The sequence below is a fragment of the Pseudomonas sp. G2-4 genome (genome assembly GCF_030064125.1).
In the GTDB taxonomy this organism is placed as follows: domain Bacteria; phylum Pseudomonadota; class Gammaproteobacteria; order Pseudomonadales; family Pseudomonadaceae; genus Aquipseudomonas.
In genome coordinates this window covers 3,308,078-3,324,501 of sequence record NZ_CP125957.1, presented here as the reverse complement: position 1 = coordinate 3,324,501, position 16,424 = coordinate 3,308,078, and the positions used below count along the sequence as shown (strand labels likewise).

General features: G+C 53.0%; 14 protein-coding genes and 1 pseudogene. 11 read left to right on the top strand and 4 right to left on the bottom strand.

The window, feature by feature from the left end:
- Window positions 1–26: 26 nt before the first annotated feature.
- Window positions 27–611: a DUF6630 family protein gene (locus QNH97_RS14250; protein ID WP_283557488.1), complete on the bottom strand. Its 585-nt coding sequence runs from the start codon at window positions 609–611 to the stop codon at window positions 27–29.
- 415 nt (window positions 612–1,026) lie between these two features.
- On the opposite strand from QNH97_RS14250, the gene QNH97_RS14245 reads away from it, so the two are divergent.
- The 5 genes from QNH97_RS14245 (at window position 1,027) to QNH97_RS14225 (ending at window position 7,372) form a co-directional block, all read left to right on the top strand.
- Window positions 1,027–1,599, top strand: coding sequence for a P-loop NTPase family protein (locus QNH97_RS14245; RefSeq protein WP_283557415.1), 573 nt, complete (start codon window positions 1,027–1,029; stop codon window positions 1,597–1,599).
- Window positions 1,600–2,137: 538 nt separating this feature from the next.
- A complete protein-coding gene (locus QNH97_RS14240) occupies window positions 2,138–2,560 on the top strand; it encodes a hypothetical protein (RefSeq protein WP_283557414.1) in 423 nt (140 codons plus the stop codon).
- A complete protein-coding gene (locus QNH97_RS14235; protein WP_283557413.1) occupies window positions 2,557–4,053 on the top strand; it encodes an ATPase domain-containing protein in 1,497 nt (498 codons plus the stop codon). Before QNH97_RS14240 ends, QNH97_RS14235 begins: the two co-directional genes overlap by 4 nt.
- Window positions 4,050–5,675 carry a diguanylate cyclase domain-containing protein gene (locus QNH97_RS14230; RefSeq protein WP_283557412.1) on the top strand — a complete coding sequence of 542 codons (1,626 nt, stop codon included), beginning with the start codon at window positions 4,050–4,052 and terminating at the stop codon, window positions 5,673–5,675. Before QNH97_RS14235 ends, QNH97_RS14230 begins: the two co-directional genes overlap by 4 nt.
- Window positions 5,676–6,283: 608 nt before the next feature.
- Window positions 6,284–7,372: a GTP pyrophosphokinase gene (locus QNH97_RS14225; protein ID WP_283557411.1), complete on the top strand. Its 1,089-nt coding sequence runs from the start codon at window positions 6,284–6,286 to the stop codon at window positions 7,370–7,372.
- A 256-nt stretch (window positions 7,373–7,628) separates the two neighbouring features.
- Here the strand turns inward: QNH97_RS14225 and QNH97_RS14220 are convergent, their stop codons facing one another.
- Complete coding sequence (locus tag QNH97_RS14220) at window positions 7,629–8,369, bottom strand: NAD-dependent epimerase/dehydratase family protein (protein WP_283557410.1); 741 nt, start codon at window positions 8,367–8,369, stop codon at window positions 7,629–7,631.
- A gap of 307 nt (window positions 8,370–8,676) precedes the next feature.
- Here QNH97_RS14220 and tnpA point away from each other — a divergent pair, with 307 nt between their 5' ends.
- From tnpA to QNH97_RS14200, 4 genes are all read left to right on the top strand, one after another.
- Window positions 8,677–9,009 (top strand): IS66-like element accessory protein TnpA, encoded by a 333-nt coding sequence (tnpA, locus tag QNH97_RS14215; protein ID WP_283557409.1) that lies wholly within the window; start codon window positions 8,677–8,679, stop codon window positions 9,007–9,009.
- Complete coding sequence (gene tnpB, locus QNH97_RS14210; protein WP_024960816.1) at window positions 9,006–9,341, top strand: IS66 family insertion sequence element accessory protein TnpB; 336 nt, start codon at window positions 9,006–9,008, stop codon at window positions 9,339–9,341. The genes tnpA and tnpB overlap by 4 nt, the downstream gene beginning before the upstream one ends.
- 83 nt (window positions 9,342–9,424) lie before the next feature.
- Window positions 9,425–10,957: an IS66 family transposase gene (gene tnpC / locus QNH97_RS14205; RefSeq protein WP_283557408.1), complete on the top strand. Its 1,533-nt coding sequence runs from the start codon at window positions 9,425–9,427 to the stop codon at window positions 10,955–10,957.
- Window positions 10,958–10,984: 27 nt separating this feature from the next.
- Complete coding sequence (locus QNH97_RS14200) at window positions 10,985–11,536, top strand: P-loop NTPase family protein (RefSeq protein WP_283557407.1); 552 nt, start codon at window positions 10,985–10,987, stop codon at window positions 11,534–11,536.
- Window positions 11,537–11,748: 212 nt separating this feature from the next.
- On the opposite strand, the gene QNH97_RS14195 is transcribed toward QNH97_RS14200, so the two are convergent.
- Window positions 11,749–12,939, bottom strand: a complete 1,191-nt coding sequence (locus QNH97_RS14195) for a hypothetical protein (RefSeq protein WP_283557406.1) — start codon at window positions 12,937–12,939, stop codon at window positions 11,749–11,751.
- Between the two features lie 643 nt (window positions 12,940–13,582).
- Here QNH97_RS14195 and QNH97_RS14190 point away from each other — a divergent pair.
- A pseudogene (locus tag QNH97_RS14190) lies at window positions 13,583–13,849 on the top strand (Arm DNA-binding domain-containing protein); the annotation flags it as partial.
- Window positions 13,850–14,158: 309 nt separating this feature from the next.
- On the opposite strand, the gene QNH97_RS14185 reads toward QNH97_RS14190, so the two are convergent.
- Window positions 14,159–15,271: an endonuclease/exonuclease/phosphatase family protein gene (locus QNH97_RS14185; RefSeq protein WP_283557405.1), complete on the bottom strand. Its 1,113-nt coding sequence runs from the start codon at window positions 15,269–15,271 to the stop codon at window positions 14,159–14,161.
- A 252-nt stretch (window positions 15,272–15,523) separates the two neighbouring features.
- Here QNH97_RS14185 and QNH97_RS14180 point away from each other — a divergent pair, with 252 nt between their 5' ends.
- Window positions 15,524–16,300, top strand: coding sequence for a CHAD domain-containing protein (locus tag QNH97_RS14180; RefSeq protein ID WP_283557404.1), 777 nt, complete (start codon window positions 15,524–15,526; stop codon window positions 16,298–16,300).
- The last annotated feature ends 124 nt before the right edge of the window (window positions 16,301–16,424 follow it).

Sequence of the window (16,424 nt, the reverse complement as noted above, 5' to 3'; positions counted from 1 at the left end):
GCGAATGCTTCAGCCAATCTCCATTGCTAGAAGTTCTCAAGACTGACGTGGATTCCAGCTCGTCCAGCCAACTCAATAATCGCTTCCAGCCGATCAGCATCAACAATGACACCGTCGTAATTTTCACCTCCGAAGTCCAGGTGAAGATAACGTTTACCGAACCGAGCCAGCCACTGATCAAAGTTGTGGAGCACCTCTGGCATTGATGAAGCGCCTTCTCGCACATACGCGTAGGGTTCTTTCAAACCACTGGCGCTGACCAGATAGGGCGCTTGATATTCAAATACGTCGTAGCCCTTCCAATCCAGGCTAAGGAGAACGAGGTGTTCAAGCTTTTGTCCCTTTGAGTCATTCAGGAATCCCTCCGAGAGAGCACTGGGTGCGTCGTCCCCCATTGCGTATCTACGCATGACACGCCTGACAAGTCTGGCGCCTTCTTTTTCCGGAATGAACGCTACCAGTGCCTGGGCGAAAGCCTCTAGTGCTTTTTTTTGACCGGGATCGCTTCGCTCGGTGCGCAGTTCCTTCATGATTGCTGAAGCGCTAAGGTTGGTCTCCTCGGGTGGAGGCATGGTAAAGCGTCTACCAAAAAGCCGATCTAAAATGCCCATGCCAGTCCCTGTATGACGGTGAGGAAAACCATCTGGTTTAAATAGCCTCGAGTGGAGCGAGATACCGGTTAATGTTCGGTGCAACTGAATGCAGGCAATCAAAACCTCATTGGGAAAGCGGGTCAACCATGAAAGCAACACGGGCGGCACTTTTCTATTACTAACCGCCGTCGCATGCCTGAACGGTTGCTATGACTACCGCAGTGGCAAACATTGGAACGTCACTGACGACAGCGATTGGAAGCCGGTATCCCCCGTGGAGTGGATCAATCAATCCTGTAATTCACCCGGGAGTACGGGAGCAAGGAGACGGATTTATTTCTGATACTTATCCCTCTTTTCTACTTGATGAAGGAGGCAGGATGACGATCCCACGGTCCAGTATTATCAGGACGTTAAAAGAGCAGGAGCTCCTATGCAGCGTGTCATGATTGTCGGCCAGCCAGGCTCAGGGAAAAGTACGCTGGCTCGGGAGATGGGCAAACATACGGGGCTGCCGGTCATCCATATCGACACGATCCATTGGCAACCGGGGTGGGTCGAGCGTAATGCAGATGAGAAGACTCGCCTTTGTCGCGAGGTCGAGGCTCGCGATCAATGGATTTTTGAAGGCGGTCATTCGGCCACTTGGGACAACCGTATTGCCAGAGCCGATCTCTTAATATGGATTGACCGCTCATCGGGGCTTCGGTTTTGGCGTGTGCTTCTCAGAACTTTGATCCAGCGAGGCCGCCCTCGCCCCGACCTTCCAGAGGATTGCCCAGAGCAGCTAGGAAAACTCCCGGAGTTTTTCAACTTCATGTGGACTACCGGTAAATCGGCGCGCGCCAAGATGAAGCAGCTTGTGGCAACGGCCCCATCAACATGTCGCGTCGTCTGTCTGCGATCCAATCGCCAGACCAGGCAATTTCTATCGAGTGTTGGGGAAGCGCCTTGCGTGAATTCGTCGCGAAAAGTCCAGGTTCCGACCAAACCGCTGCGTGATTAACAATTCAGTCTGCCTCCTTCTTCTCTTCAGCCAACCGACTCAAACCGCCGCCGCTTCATGAACAACCCCTTTTTTTGGGCTCGGAGCCCTCTACACAGGGCAAAGACTTCAATCTCAAGCGCGAGCATTTCTGCTGTGGGAACCATGCCGGCTTTTTCAACAAAATCGGCCAATAGCTGCCTGTCACGATGGGCTGCAATTGGCAGATTTCTGCCGTTTGATCAGCGCGAGCGACTGAATAAAACTTAACCTTTTTCAGGTCGAGAACCTGTCAAAACCTGCCGTCGAGCGCAAAACAGAACCTTAAAGTACGCGCATGGACAACACACCTACTCGGATACCTAAACTAAGGGTACTCGTGTCCACCTAACCGACATGTAAGAGTGAAAAACCGGAGGATAGAAGCGTTAACTTTTACTTATACGTGATCTCTACAACGCCGGTCGTCGCACGAAAAGTCCTTTGCTGAAAATAGACCTGTTGGTCAGGGGAGCAGGGTGTACTATCGAAAAATAGCATCATGAAGTGATACCTACCCATGGAAAGGGATGATAGCCGCAGGATTTCGGCATCGACGGCTAAACGCGCCGGTGACACTCCGAACGCCGGAAAAATCGCTAATGCGGTAGTGGCAACATTCAGGGATATTTATACTACTCTCGCGCCGATTATTGGGCACGAAGGCGTGTTTGCGCTTTATAGGCGAAGCGTCTTTATTTGCGCCTCACGTCACACTTGTCTCTCCAGCCTCAACGACAGCCTCGATACAGACTTTTCTGGATTGAGACTCCTGCTCGCGCAGCAAACCAGCGACACAGCCACAGCATATGGTCACGACTTGCTGAAGACTTTGAATGAGCTACTGATCTCGTTCATAGGATCTTCTCTATCCGTACGTCTGTTGCAGCCCGTTTGGGACAACTCTTTTAGCGACACCCCTGCGCAGGATACCTCGTCATGAATACCAAAGTGGCTATCAACCGTTTGTCCACGGGTGTGCCAGGACTGGACGAGGTCCTGGGCGGAGGCCTACCGGAGTTTTCGTTCAACTTGATCGCCGGCCCTCCAGGGTGTGGCAAAACTACCCTGGCGCACCAGATGATGTTTGCCCTGGCTACGCCTGAACGTCCGGCGTTGTTTTTTACCGTCCTCGGTGAGCCGCCGTTGAAGATGCTGCGCTATCAGCAACAATTCGATTTTTTCGACAACGAAGCGATCAACCAGTCTATTCGCTATATCAACCTGTCCAACGACACCCTGGCCGGTGACTTGGACGAGGTATTGCGACGAATCGTCAGCGAAGTCGAGGCGCATTCGCCATCGCTGGTATTTGTCGATTCGTTCCGCTCCGTGGTTCTGGCCAGCCAGACCCAAGACAACCCGAATAACAACCTGCCGCAGTTCATCCAGCAACTGGGTATGTTGATGACCACGTGGCAGGCGACGACCTTTCTGATCGGCGAATACTTCACCGAAACCGACACCAATCCGATTTTTACCGTGGCAGACGGCCTGATATGGCTGCGCCAAAGCGTCGAGCGCAATTCGATGGTTCGCAAGATGGAAATAATGAAGATGCGCGGCCAGCCGACCTTGCCGGGCCTGCACACCTTCCGTATTGCGACCTCGGGGATCAAGGTGTTCCCACCGGCGGCTATCAATCGTTCGGTTGAAGCGCCGTCGACGTTCCCGATCAGGCGCCTGAAAATGGGCGTGCCGGTACTCGATGAGATGCTCGGCGGCGGCCTGCCTCGCGGGTATTCGCTGCTGGTGGCCGGGCCATCGGGCTCGGGCAAAAGCATTTTGGCGGCGACCTTCCTGGCCGAAGGCGCACGCAACGGTGAAACCGGTGTGATTGCGGTGTTCGAGCAACGGCCCAACTATTCGCAAAACCCGAAGTTGGCCGAGTTGATCAAGAGCGGGCAGGTTGGCCTGGTGGACAGTCGCGCGCCGGACCTGTCCATCGACGAAATCGTCCACTTGTTGCTCGGCGAGATCGGCCGTTTAAAAGCCACCCGCATGGTAATTGATTCGCTGTCGGGCTTTGAGCTGGCATTGGCGCCAACCTTTCGCGCTGACTTTCGCGAGTCGCTCTCGCGCATGGTCACCGCGCTGACGGCTGCTGGGGTCAGCGTCTTGATGACCTCTGAGTTGGAAGACCGCTACACCGACCTTCGGTTTAGTCCTTACGGCACAGCTTTTCTCACCGACGCGATCATTGTCCAGCGCTACATTGAAGTGCAGAGCCGCCTGCTGCGGATCATGGCTGTGGTAAAGGTACGCGCCAGCGCCCATTCCGATGAGTTACGCCAGTATCACATCGACGACAACGGCCTGCAGATTGGTGAAATGCTTGTTGACCGAGAAGGTCTGTTAGGGGGCCGCCCGACCCAGAAGAACAATCAAACATCGATGCCTCGGCCTGAGGCGGATGAACTTGGGACGCTTTCGTGAACCGCAAAGCGGACAACGACAAAAAAGTGCTCGCTGCTGCGAGTATCGAGCTGACTAAGGTTGTGCAGAAAACTCAGGAGGCTCGCCTAAAGCTTGATGCTCTTGAGCAGAAAGTCTTGAACACTCAGTACCAAGTGCTGGAAAACCACCAGTCCGAGCAGTTAATCGAGGCCAATGAACAACTGGTATTAGCGCTTCTCCAAGCCCAAATTGGCGTTGAACAGGCAGCCGCTGCGCTTGTGGAGGTTTCTCACGCCGCGCAGCTCGATGTATTGACGGGGCTTCCCAATCGCAGATTGCTACTCGGACGGTTAGCCCAGGCGATCGAAGATACGAAGCTGGAGGGAGAGGGTCTGGCGGTACTCTTTTTGGATTTAAATCACTTCAAATTGATCAACGACACCTTGGGGCACAGTGTCGGCGATGAAGTGCTCAAGGAAACTGCACTGCGACTCAGTGGCGCGGTACGCAAGAATGATACGGTTGGACGATACGGTGGGGACGAGTTCATTATCTTGCTGGGAGGCACTATCAGCCATGCCGATGTATTGGGTATCTGCGAGAAAATTATCAAGGCGCTTGGAGTGCCACATCCTATCGGGAATCAGGTTCTGCAACTGGCAGCGAGCATCGGGGTGAGTTATTACCCGAAAGATGGCGATGACCCACACACATTGATCGATTGCGCTGACGCGGCGATGTATCGGGCAAAACGGCATGGTCTAGGGGTCGCCTTTCACAGCACCGACTTGCCTCCAGTACCGTTGCCTACCAGCCTCCCAATTATCCAGGCACAAAAAAAACCGGGCGATCACCACTACATAGCCCCTAGAGAACACGAAAGACGGCGTGCTCAATTGCGAGAGGCAAACGAGCAGTTGGTATTAACGGCACTCAACGCGCAACAACTCCAGGTCGCTGCGGAGGACGCCCTTGATAAGCAGAAAGAAATTCTGGCAATGGTTGCGCACGAGTTGCGCAACCCACTGACACCGCTAACCCTGGTGGCGGGGATGCTGATGCACTCCTCCCGTGAACGGTTGGCGAGCATACAGGGGATTATTGAGCGTCAGACAAGCCATATTGTGCGGCTGGTCGACGACCTGATGGACGTATCCCTGGTACAGACAGGCAAGCTCAGACTGAACTTCCAGCCTGTAGACATAGCAACGATCATCGATGAGGCCGTCATTGTTTGTCGTCCTGCGATCGACCTACGCTTTCAGCAATTTGTAGTGCGCCAGCCAAGTCGCCCGCTGATGATCAATGGCGATCAGTTCAGATTGACGCAAATTTTATGCAACCTGCTTGGCAATGCCTCAAAGTACACACCCAATAATGGTTCGATCGAGCTAGTTATCGGTGCTGGTACCGAGGACATCACCTTGACCTTTTCCGATACCGGTATAGGTATTAGCGCTGAGGTTCTGGCTTTTATTTTTGATCCCTTCGTTCAGGACGCCCACGCCATTGGGTTCAACGGCACAGGCCTGGGGGTTGGGCTGTCAGTCGTTCGCGAATTGGTCGAGGGGCACCGAGGCTCGGTAAGCGTGTCCAGCGGTGGCTTAGGGCTCGGCAGCAAGTTTGTCGTCACGCTACCGTTGCACCCACAATCCAAATAACAGTTTTGTGATGGTGGCAGCATGTCATGCAGGGTGATCGCGGCTTGATCCTGATTGCTGACAAGCTGTTGAGTGAGTGCGAGCAGATGCTGGTGGGATTACCGACTCAATGCCATGGTCTGATCTGGTTCTCACGTCAATTATTTCCATTGAGCACTGCCCCACCGTAGAGGTAGCGCGACAGATCTGCCCAGCGTTTCAGCCGGAAACCCAGAGCCCTGCTTATAGCCGAACCTTGAGAGTCAGAGTCGTTTCATCGAGTGTGATTACTCCGTGTGGTATCGATATGGTTACCAGTAGCCTGCAAGCCTGCCAGCGAAACAGACGATTTGGTCTGAGTGAGACCATATCGTCTGTCTTAAAGCGGCCAGAAGCGGACGACCGAATCAAAGGCGCGTTTGGCACAAAGTTTAGTCCTCCATCGAGAAAATGGAGCGATTCACTCATCAACCCGCTGACATTCAGAGGGCTTAGGCGTTGCGTGCTGAGATGGCTATACGTTAGCCTCAAGACTTGAGTGGGTATACGTCCTTCACTTACATAAAACCAACCGGTGACAGCCAAGCCAAGAGCATGGAAAACTGGAACGATTATCTAATGGGATGAGCATGGAAGAAAAAACGTTCGACTTTGATAAGCATAAAGATACTGCAATGTCACTGTACCGGGAGGTGAGAGGTCTCTACGAAGATCTCGCCGAGACTATTACACGAGTTCTCAAGGACACCCTGAGCGCTGCTGGAGTTTCCATTCATTCCATTGAAGCGAGGGCTAAAACGATTGAAAGCTTCGGCAATAAAGCTGCCAAACCATCTCCAATCAATCCGCAAGAGCCGAAATACTCCGCCCCATTAAAGCAAATCACTGACTTGTCGGCTGTTCGTATAATTACTTTCCTCCCTGGAGTAGTCGCACAAGTTTGCGAATGCATTGAATCAGAATTTTTTGTGCTTGAAAAATCTGACAAAGCCGAAGAGCTCATTGATGAAGGAAAATTTGGATACCAGAGTGTGCATTTTTTAGTAAAGCTCCCACTCAGCAGGATTGGCTTGCCTGAATACAAACGCTTTACAGATTTGACGTTTGAAATTCAAATTAGAACAATCCTTCAGCATGCTTGGGCAGAGATGGAGCATGATATTCAATATAAAAGTGCGTCTGTCATCCCTGCCGCTATCCGACGAAGATTTATAGCACTTGCTGGGATGCTAGAGATTGCTGATCGGGAGTTTCAAGCTTTACAGGAGGAAGATCAAACCCTTCGGGTAGAAGCTAGAACTTCTGTAGAGGCTGGGCAGCTTGATGGCATTGAAATTACACCCGACGCACTAAAAGCATATCTACATAAAAGGCTTGGCGGCGACGCCAGACAAAATAAGACAAGTTACGAGCTAAGTGCGGGCTACTTAAAGCGCTTAGGTTTTACGACCATTAAGCAGCTAGATGACTGCCTCAAGGGATATGATGATGATGCCACTTGCCGGGTGGTCTGGGGTAATCGCCAAGGTCAAATAACGCGATTTGATACTGTGTTGCTCGCTTCGATGGGCGAGGTGTATATTAAACGGCACCCTTGGAGCATAATTGATTTTTGGGCTGAAAAATTTCCAGAATGGCTGGATAAATTGAGAGAGGCAGGTATAACCATAGGCACATATGATCCGTTGTCGAGTTCAGATAATGCTAACCGATCATGAATGCTGACTAGACAATCTTAACTAATACTATCGCAAGCTTCGGGCATATTAAGTTAAGCCCTTTGAATCGGTCCTTCTTCCGTTGACACCTTCGAAGGACCGCTTCTGGCCGTTTTCAGCCCTTCGCGACAGGCAGAAATCGGCCAGAACCGGTCACTCGAAAAACATCAGAGCGGCTCCGACAGGAAAAGGCCAACTCCTGCCGGACCTGTCGGTCGGTCTTAACGTAGTCAGTTGAACAGATAGGTACGTGCGATCACTCAGGTTGAGCGTGTCCTTCCAGAATCTCAAATCCATCATCAATGGGGACGTACCCAACAACTTTTCTCGTGTTATCAATAGAGAGACGCTTATATCTATTATCTGATACCCCATGGATTACGTGAAATCCGTTTAACTCGGCTTCAACACAATTTCTAAGTAGTGCGACAACATCCCTAAAACTGATAAAAGCAGCTACGTCCCTGGGACTGTGGCTTTCTCCTGGGTGAAATTTGGCTACGTTTGCGATACGGACTGCGATGGTTGTCATGTGACCATCGTTGGCATACATCGAAGCCAAAGCTTCCCCAAACACTTTGCTGACCCCGTAAAGATTGCCCGGTTTAGGTGTCATACATTCCTGGATCTGGACATCCGTTGGATATCCTTCGATCACTTGGGCGCTGCTCGCAAATATGAAGCGCTTGCAGCCTTGAGCCTTTGCGGCAAACAGCATGTTGTATGTGCCCACAATATTCACAGGAAGCAGGGATGTCATGAAGTCGGCGTCTGGGCTAGGGTCAGCCGCTAAATGAATCACTGTATCTATGTCTTCGCAAGCTTCAAGGCAACTGGCTTGATCCTTGATATCGAGAGAGAAACGTTGTGCCGAGTCTGGAAGTTTTGATACGTCTATATCGGCTAAACGCAAATTTGATTTATCGTCTTGCGCTGCCCAAAAAGCAGCGCCGATCTGGCCCGCAGCACCTGTGATTAAGATTTTTCGTGTTCTCATTTCAGCATGTCCGTATGGTAAACCTCACTCTAGCCTCCCAGCCTTGTGGAAGGTTTACAACCTCCTATTAGCGTGACAAGCATCAAATCTAAGTCAGCTTCTGGCCGGATGCCAGCCGCTTATGGGCCGAGATAAGAAATGATCGCGAATTGGCAAGAGATGGGAATCATAGAAGGTGAAGTCTTGATAGTGGAGGATGATCAGTAACCGTCCGGGCAACACATCTTCCTGATGCCATCGCTTAAGGCGATGGTGTCCACCTAAATTTAAGTGGACACCATTTTTTAGCCTTTTTAAGCGGACGCCCATGCCACAAGAACGTCGTTCCTATTCCAAATCCTTCAAGGCCCAAGTCATTGCCGAATGTGCGCAGCCTGACACCTCGATTGCAAATGTCGCTTTGACCCACAACCTCAACGCCAACCTCGTCCATAAATGGATTCGGGTGCATGGGCAGAAAAACCAGGCACTGCAAACTGCCTTTATTCCGGTCAAGGCAGGGCCGTCGATAGCGACGCATCAGGTTCTTCCTGCGGCGATTCGAATCGAAGTGCCTCATTCAAAAGGCGTAGTCGTGGTGAGCTGGCCAGCAGAAAATGCAGCGGCATGCTCTGCTTTTTTACGAGACCTACTGCGATGATTCGCATCGACGCCATCTGGCTCGCCACCGACCCTATGGACATGCGCGCCGGCACTGAAACCGCGCTGGCGCGGGTCGTGGCCGTGTTCGGTGCGGCGAAGCCGCACTGTGCTTATTTGTTCGCCAACCGCCGCGCCAATCGCATGAAAGTTTTGGTGCATGACGGTGTAGGGATTTGGCTGGCCGCTCGGCGCTTGAATCAAGGGCGGTTCTTTTGGCCGGGCGTGCGGCACGGCTCTGAAGTCGAGTTAGATGCAGAGCAACTTCAAGCCTTAGTGCTCGGTTTACCTTGGCAACGCGTTGGTTCCGGCGGAGCCATCACGTTGCTCTAACTCTTCTGCAATGGCGCGCTTGCCAGCGCAATTAGCCCATCAGTCTATCGCCGCCACTAGCCCTCTCTGGCAAAATCGGCGGCATGACTTCACATCCGAATCTCGATCAATTAAACCCTGAAGAACTGCGTGCCTTGGCGGCGCAGTTGATCCAGCGCGTCGAGACGATGGACAAGCAAATCACTCATCACAAGTCGGTCAACGAGAAACTGGCCCACGAGATCGCGCTGCTCAAGCGCTTCAAGTTTGCCAAGCGCAGCGAGCAGTTGAGCCCGGATCAAGCCAGCCTGCTCGACGACTTGATCGATACGGATATCGCCGCTATCGAAGCCGAACTTGAGGCGCTGCAACCGGCACCTGTCGAAGCCAAAGTGCGCCTGCAACCCAAGCGCACGCAGCTGCCACCGCAGTTTCCTCGCACGCTGATCCATCACGAACCGGACAACAGCCACTGCCAGTGCGGCTGCGCCCTCAAGCGCATCGGCGAAGATGCCAGCGAAAAGCTCGACTACACGCCCGGCGTGTTCACCGTCGAGCGCCACATCCGTGGGAAGTGGGCCTGCGAACAGTGCGAAACATTGATACAGGCGCCGGTACCGGCGCACGTCATCGACAAAGGCATCCCGACAGCGGGCCTGCTGGCCCACATCATGGTGGCCAAGTTCGCCGACCATCTGCCGCTGTATCGCCAAGAGAAAATCTTTGGCCGCGCCGGGCTGCCCATCGCCCGTTCGACCTTGGCACAGTGGGTGGGCAACTGCGGCGTGCAATTACAGCCGCTGGTTGATGCGCTGCGCGAAGCCGTGCTGACGCAAGGCGTCGTCCACGCCGACGAGACCCCGGTACCAATGCTGACGCCTGGCGCGAAGAAAACTCATCGCGCTTACGTCTGGGCGTATGCCACCAGCCAGTTCTCCGATCTGGCGGCGGTCGTTTACGACTTCAGCCCGAGCCGTGCTGGCGAACATGCTCGAAACTTCCTCGGCCACTGGAACGGGAAGCTGGTCTGCGATGACTTCGCTGGCTACAAAGCAGGCTTTGAACTGGGCGTCACGGAGATCGGCTGCATGGCCCATGCACGCCGCAAGTTTTTCGACTTGCACGCGACCAACAAGAGCCAGATCGCCGAAAAGGCGCTGCACTACATCGCGGCCTTGTATGAAGTTGAACGAGAGGCACGCGAGCTGGAACCGGGTGTCCGGCAGCGAATACGGCACGAAAAAGCAGCGCCGATCATCGACGCACTTCATATCTGGATGATCGCCCAGAGGCAGCTTGTACCTGAGGGATCGGCCATCGCCAAGGCGTTGGATTACAGCCTCAAACGCTGGATAGCGCTGACGCGCTATCTCGATGACGGTGCTGTGCCCATCGATAACAACTGGTGCGAGAATCAAATCCGGCCGTGGGCTCTTGGGCGCTCGAACTGGCTGTTCGCTGGCTCGTTACGTAGCGGAAAACGCGCGGTGGCGATCATGAGTTTGATCCAGTCGGCGCGGCTCAACGGGCATGATCCTTACGCCTACTTGAAGGACGTGCTCACACGTTTGCCAACGCATCGGGCGAATGGTATTGCTCAGTTACTGCCGCATAATTGGCAAATGCCTGCCAGCTGATTGTTTCGCAACACAGGAGATCAAGCGGTGAGTAAACGGATTTATATCAGCGGCGCTTCGGGAGCTGGAGTTAGCACGTTAGGAGCAGCATTGGCTGACAGGCTTCGCGTGCCTCATTTTGATGTCGATGATTACTATTGGTACCCGACGGATCCACCCTTTGAGAAATCACGTCCGCCTGAAGAAAGACTTGCTCTGTTAAAACAGGCGCTGGCTGACTTCCCCTGGGCACTGTCCGGATCACTAGATGACTGGGGAACTGAGGTGATTCAAAGCGCTGATCTGGTGGTGTTCATTGACACTCCAACGGCCCTGCGAATGGAACGCTTGAGATCACGTGAATCACAACGGTATGGCCACCGAATTCTGCTTGGAGGCGACATGTATGCGAACCACCAAAAATTTCTCACATGGGCTGAAAGCTATGACTCAGGTACCAGAGCGGGTCGTAGTAGGCCTAGACATGAGCTTTGGCTCAAGCAACTGACTAAACCCTCCCTTAGGTTGAACGGAGAAATCGCGGTCGAAGAGATGGTGATAAATGTCGTCGCTGCGATTTCAGATTTGACTCACCAGTAATCAACAACGAGTGAGTGAGTCAACAACCGAGCTATGCGCTTTCATCGCAAGGTGTGTTTGCCAGCCGCTTACCCTGAAGTATTTCAAGCTGCCGTTGAACCGGGTGATAGAGCTTGGTACGCAGGTTGAGATGTAAGGGACCATATCCTGGGAGACGGGCGAATCGACGAATTTAAGCCAGGCAGGTAGGTATGGAATGCTCCTTTCAGCGCTTATTCGGACCACCAACCTTTTTCCACTTGGCCGTAGTGTGAACCACTGAACCCGCTTTCCAGCTGCACGTCCAAATTGGTGATCTGTGCGAGACTCTCCTGGAGTGGATCTAAGAGGTTAGCCTGCTTGTGAGCCCAATCAATCCATCTCTGGGCCATTTCGGGATCTGCTAGAGAGGCAGATTTAAGGCTGTCTTCAACACTCTTTATGAACGCCCGTAAGCGCTCGGCGCGTTCCCAGCACTCCGTATGCTTAACGAGTGACCGCCTGAGACGACGCTGTGTTTCTGCTTCTCGGACACGTTCAAGGCGACGTTTCTCATTTTCAGCCCATTCACGATTTCTTGCCTCCTCTTTCTCTCGAAGCGCCTTGATGGAGATTGAGGCGGACGTGAGGCCGGACAAAATGCTAGGTAGTTTTTTCTCGAGCGGTGCGGTCTTGGTGTCCTTCCAATTTTTCCGTTCCCCATAATCCATCCGCGCTTCAATCTGAAAGGTCAGCTCACCCGTTGAGGTCCACTCAAACTGTGGCCTTCGCAGAGACATAAAATCAGGTTCCCAAGGAACACCGGGACGGCGCTTGGGGGGAGGCGGGGGCGGTATCGGATGTTTGTCTAAGCGTTCCACGAGTCGCACGGCTATGGGCTCGTCGTTAACAGTGACAATGGTTTTTCCTTCAGCATTGATCTTCCATGCATAACCTTCAGCTTCACCTTCTTTGATCAGTGCATCAAACAGGATTGCGCAGCGTTCGATCAATGACGAGGAGGTCATTGCATTCAAGACACGCTTGCCTGCGTAATCGAGGTAGCCATCTTTGAGCTTTGCTGCCTTTGTGCTTTTTAACCACTGACTCACCAGAGCGTGGGGCTCGGTCAATTGAGACGGGACTTCAATCATCCGCTGGACTGTAGGTGAGTTTGTCTCCGCATTATTCGCAGTGGGTAGGGGGGCACGGTCGAGAACTTGGAATTGGATCACGCCCTCAATAGCAGGAAGCTTGGGTTTGCGTGGTCGCTGCTTTTCCTGCTTCGTCCAGTAGCCACGGCCAGGGAGAGGGATGCCGGCTTTGCGGCAAGCCTTGGCGACAGCAACGTCAGACACACCGATGTCCTGAGCCAATTTGACCATCGGCGTTTCCCATACCTTTTCGAACAGTTCCGCAATGGTGAAGGTCACTAATGTGTACATGCAGTCTGCCATCCCAATCTATCGCGAGTTTAGGTCAACTCGATCGGAGCGGATGTTAAATTTCAGAGAATTTTGGGCACAAGCAGTCCACATGGCGGGCGTGTTACGCTGGTGCTGAAAAGGCATCATCGACTCGGTTGGCGGGTGCTCGCTCGTGACGAGAGAAGCCTGCCGTCCTTCACGGACCGACGCGTCATCGTCATCTCGTAAACCATCGCCTAACTGTCCAGACCGGACGCTTCCGGTCCGGTTGGCTATGGATAGAAGGAAATGGCACAGCCCGGAGTCACCCCTTCTTGGCCCTTGATACTCCCCAAAAACGAGTCCAGAATTAAGTCTTTTCCTGCTTCGGCAAGAAAAGAAAACCCTTGTTTTTCAATGGGTCGGTCGCCAGATGAGAGTCTCGTTTCCCGCTCCAATTATTTTTCTATAAACTTCCATTGAAGTATGTAGAAGGCAAAAAAAGAGGCTTCGGCCTCTTTTTTTGTTCCAGTAAAGTCTATTCTGATACATCAATAGCCACGATTTTTAAGTACATTTTTCAGTACATAAATTCGACGCTTGGTAAGTCAGTTTTTCGAGATGCTTGGCACTCTGAAAACAGTACAACACTCCCTCATTTATTTGAGATGGAGATAGTACAATGGTCCTTACCCATACGGCGGTCCGACACGCCAAATCTCGCGCAAAAAACTACACCCTTCCTGACTTTGATGGGCTTGCACTTTTCGTGAATACGAAAGGCACCAAGAGCTGGCATTTCCGCTTTTCTTGGATGGGCAAGCAACCACGCATTTCGCTCGGCACCTATCCTGAAATTAGTCTGCGCGATGCTCGCATGCTGCGTGATGTTGCCAGGGCGCTGGTCGCGAAGGGTGTCGATCCGCGTGATCAGCGACGCCTCGAGCGCAATGCCAAATTATCGGTCCCGAAAAGCACCTCCTGAGCGTTCTTTTAGCATCGATGGGATGCAAGTCCTAGGTCCAAAAGGAGGCCGGCCGAGGATTTGACGTTGTGGTGCGCTGGCAGCGTCAAGCAATGTTGAGCTGGGTTTGTGTCACTCAAACCAGCGCTCAGGCGGGCAGAAGCTCGCAACGCACGCGCTCTAACGTCGATTGATCTCCCCTATAACTGAGCGCTTGGAGCGGAGTAGAGACCAGATCGCAACGGCTAGGGGCCGCGAAGGCGAACCGATAGTTAGCGATCAGCTTCAAAGTGCTCAAATATCTAGATCTACCCACACTGCAGCATGGTCGGAGCCCGCATTTTCTTTCTTGATGATTTCAGGGTATGTCTCCCAGCGTACCGGTCTTGAACCTGGCCACATGCCTTTGCGGTAAACCCCACCAGCTTTAACCTTCAGAAAGAGCTCCGGCGACAGCAGTAGATAATCAATTTTGTTGGCGGCTGTGCACGAGCCGTATGTTCCAGGATAACCGCCGTCATCGAAACGCTTGTGAGTGAATGCATCCTTCAGCTTCGTATCTCCAAGGAGCGGCTTCAATGCGTCGCTGCCCGGCGTGTCGTTCAAGTCACCCACAACGGCGACATATTGTTCGCCTTGCTCAATCAGCGAGTCATAGATCTCTTTCACTCGACTGGCTTGGGCAAATCTTCTTTTGGCCGAGTCAGCGAGGCTACCGTAGCCTTTGCTTTTGAAGTGATTGACTAACAATACCAACCGGAGGCCGGATGGCATTGTCAGATAAAACTCTGGGCAATCCCTCGAAAAAATCAGAGGACCGGTGTCCACACGATCATCCACATGGCTGCGCATGGTTCCGATTGGAAAGCCCGCGCGCGCGGCCACGCCGACATCAATACCGCGCTCGTCATTGCCGTCAATCAGCATCACGTGGCTGAACGTATCACCACCTAATCCACCGATGATCTCGGTGTTGAAGTCGCGTAACGCTGGTCTGCTTTCAGCTTCCACCACCGCGAGTACATCGGCTTTCAGATCAATCATGACCCTGGCAGTGTTGCGCATGGCTTCCTCGTCAACAGGCGCCTGAATCAGCTCCAGCGAGCCGACCCAATCGGATCGCCCATTGGCGACAATTGTTATTTCCCCGCTGCGGGATCGTTTGACCAAGCTGCCGCGATTTTGCCGAAGCTGGGTGAACGGCCCCCGGTCTGAGCGGCTAAGCCCCAGTTCATCCAGCAAACGCACCATGAGTCGCTTATCCGCTGCTGAATAGGCTTGTTGGCCCAGCAAGGCATTGAGTTTTGCGAAGCGCTCCAACGTCGGCTTGCCCTCTGCCCACCCCTCAAGGTTCATTACGGCGGCGCGGTTAAAGAGGTTTTCGACGTTGTACGTGGCAAGTCTCATTGGTAGTCCTCGGGCGTTCGCAGCGCCCTGGCATCTGGGGTGAGACCAGCCTTACATCGAGTGGTGACGTTGAGATGAATGAGCCTGACGTTTATCTCCTGAGACCGCAGGCATTGATTGCTCTGACGGCTTAGGATTTTGGTAGCGTTGTTCAACAGCTAAATTCTTGTATCAAGCCGAAATGATACGAAAGCGTTCTTAGCGCCGTTTGTTGCTAGTCTTTAGCGAACATTGATGACAGGAAGATGCCCCATGTCTTTTGTTAACAGGTACGTCGGTGAAATTCTGAAGCTCCAAGTTTCCCTTTACCATGCCCGAGCTCGTTTGGAAGCAGGCACTGACACAGATGCGTTGCATGCCCTGAGGATTTCGGTACGACGCATCCGTAGCCTTCTGGCACCGGTTCGAAATATTGCCAGCATGGCGCCATTGCGAGCCGCTGCCGCTGATGTCGGTCGCCTGACGACCCCCGCGCGAGACCTTGAGGTCATGATTCACGAACTCACCGAAAGGGGTATGGACGCTGAGGCAGGGCGGCGGCGAAGGAGGCTCCGTCCGGGGTATGACGACATCCTGACCTCGAACGAAATGAATGAGCTATTTGCCAAATTGGACGAGTGGCCGTCCGCATTACGTGTATCTTCATTGGCAAACACGCCAGGTGGATTGGAGAAACGGATCGAGAAAGCCCTCACCAAGCAGGTCGATCGTTTACACCTTGCATTGAATGATCCGGATTTTGATCGTCATGAGCTGCGGATATTAGTGAAACGCACGCGCTATTTGACCGAAGCGTTTCCTACGATATCGCCACTCAGCAAGAAAGCTTCCAGTTCCCTCAAGTCGGTACAGTCGGCTTTAGGGTCATGGCACGACCACCACCAGTGGTGCCTGAAAGCGGAAGTTGAGACGGATCTGAAGCCCCTTGCGCCTGAGTGGGAAAGGGCAGCACTCAAGGCCCTTGATGCAGCCGAGACCCGACTCCAGGAGCTCTCTAGGCTTCTGCCTAAAGTGTCCGCAAAGCAGTAAAATTCAGGGGGTGCAGTCCACTCCGCTTAGCGACTTCGATCGTAAGCGGGGGATAGCCCAGGCGACTACGCGGTTAGGCAAAAGCTCAGACGCATCAATGCCGGCTTAAGTTTGTTGTCGACAA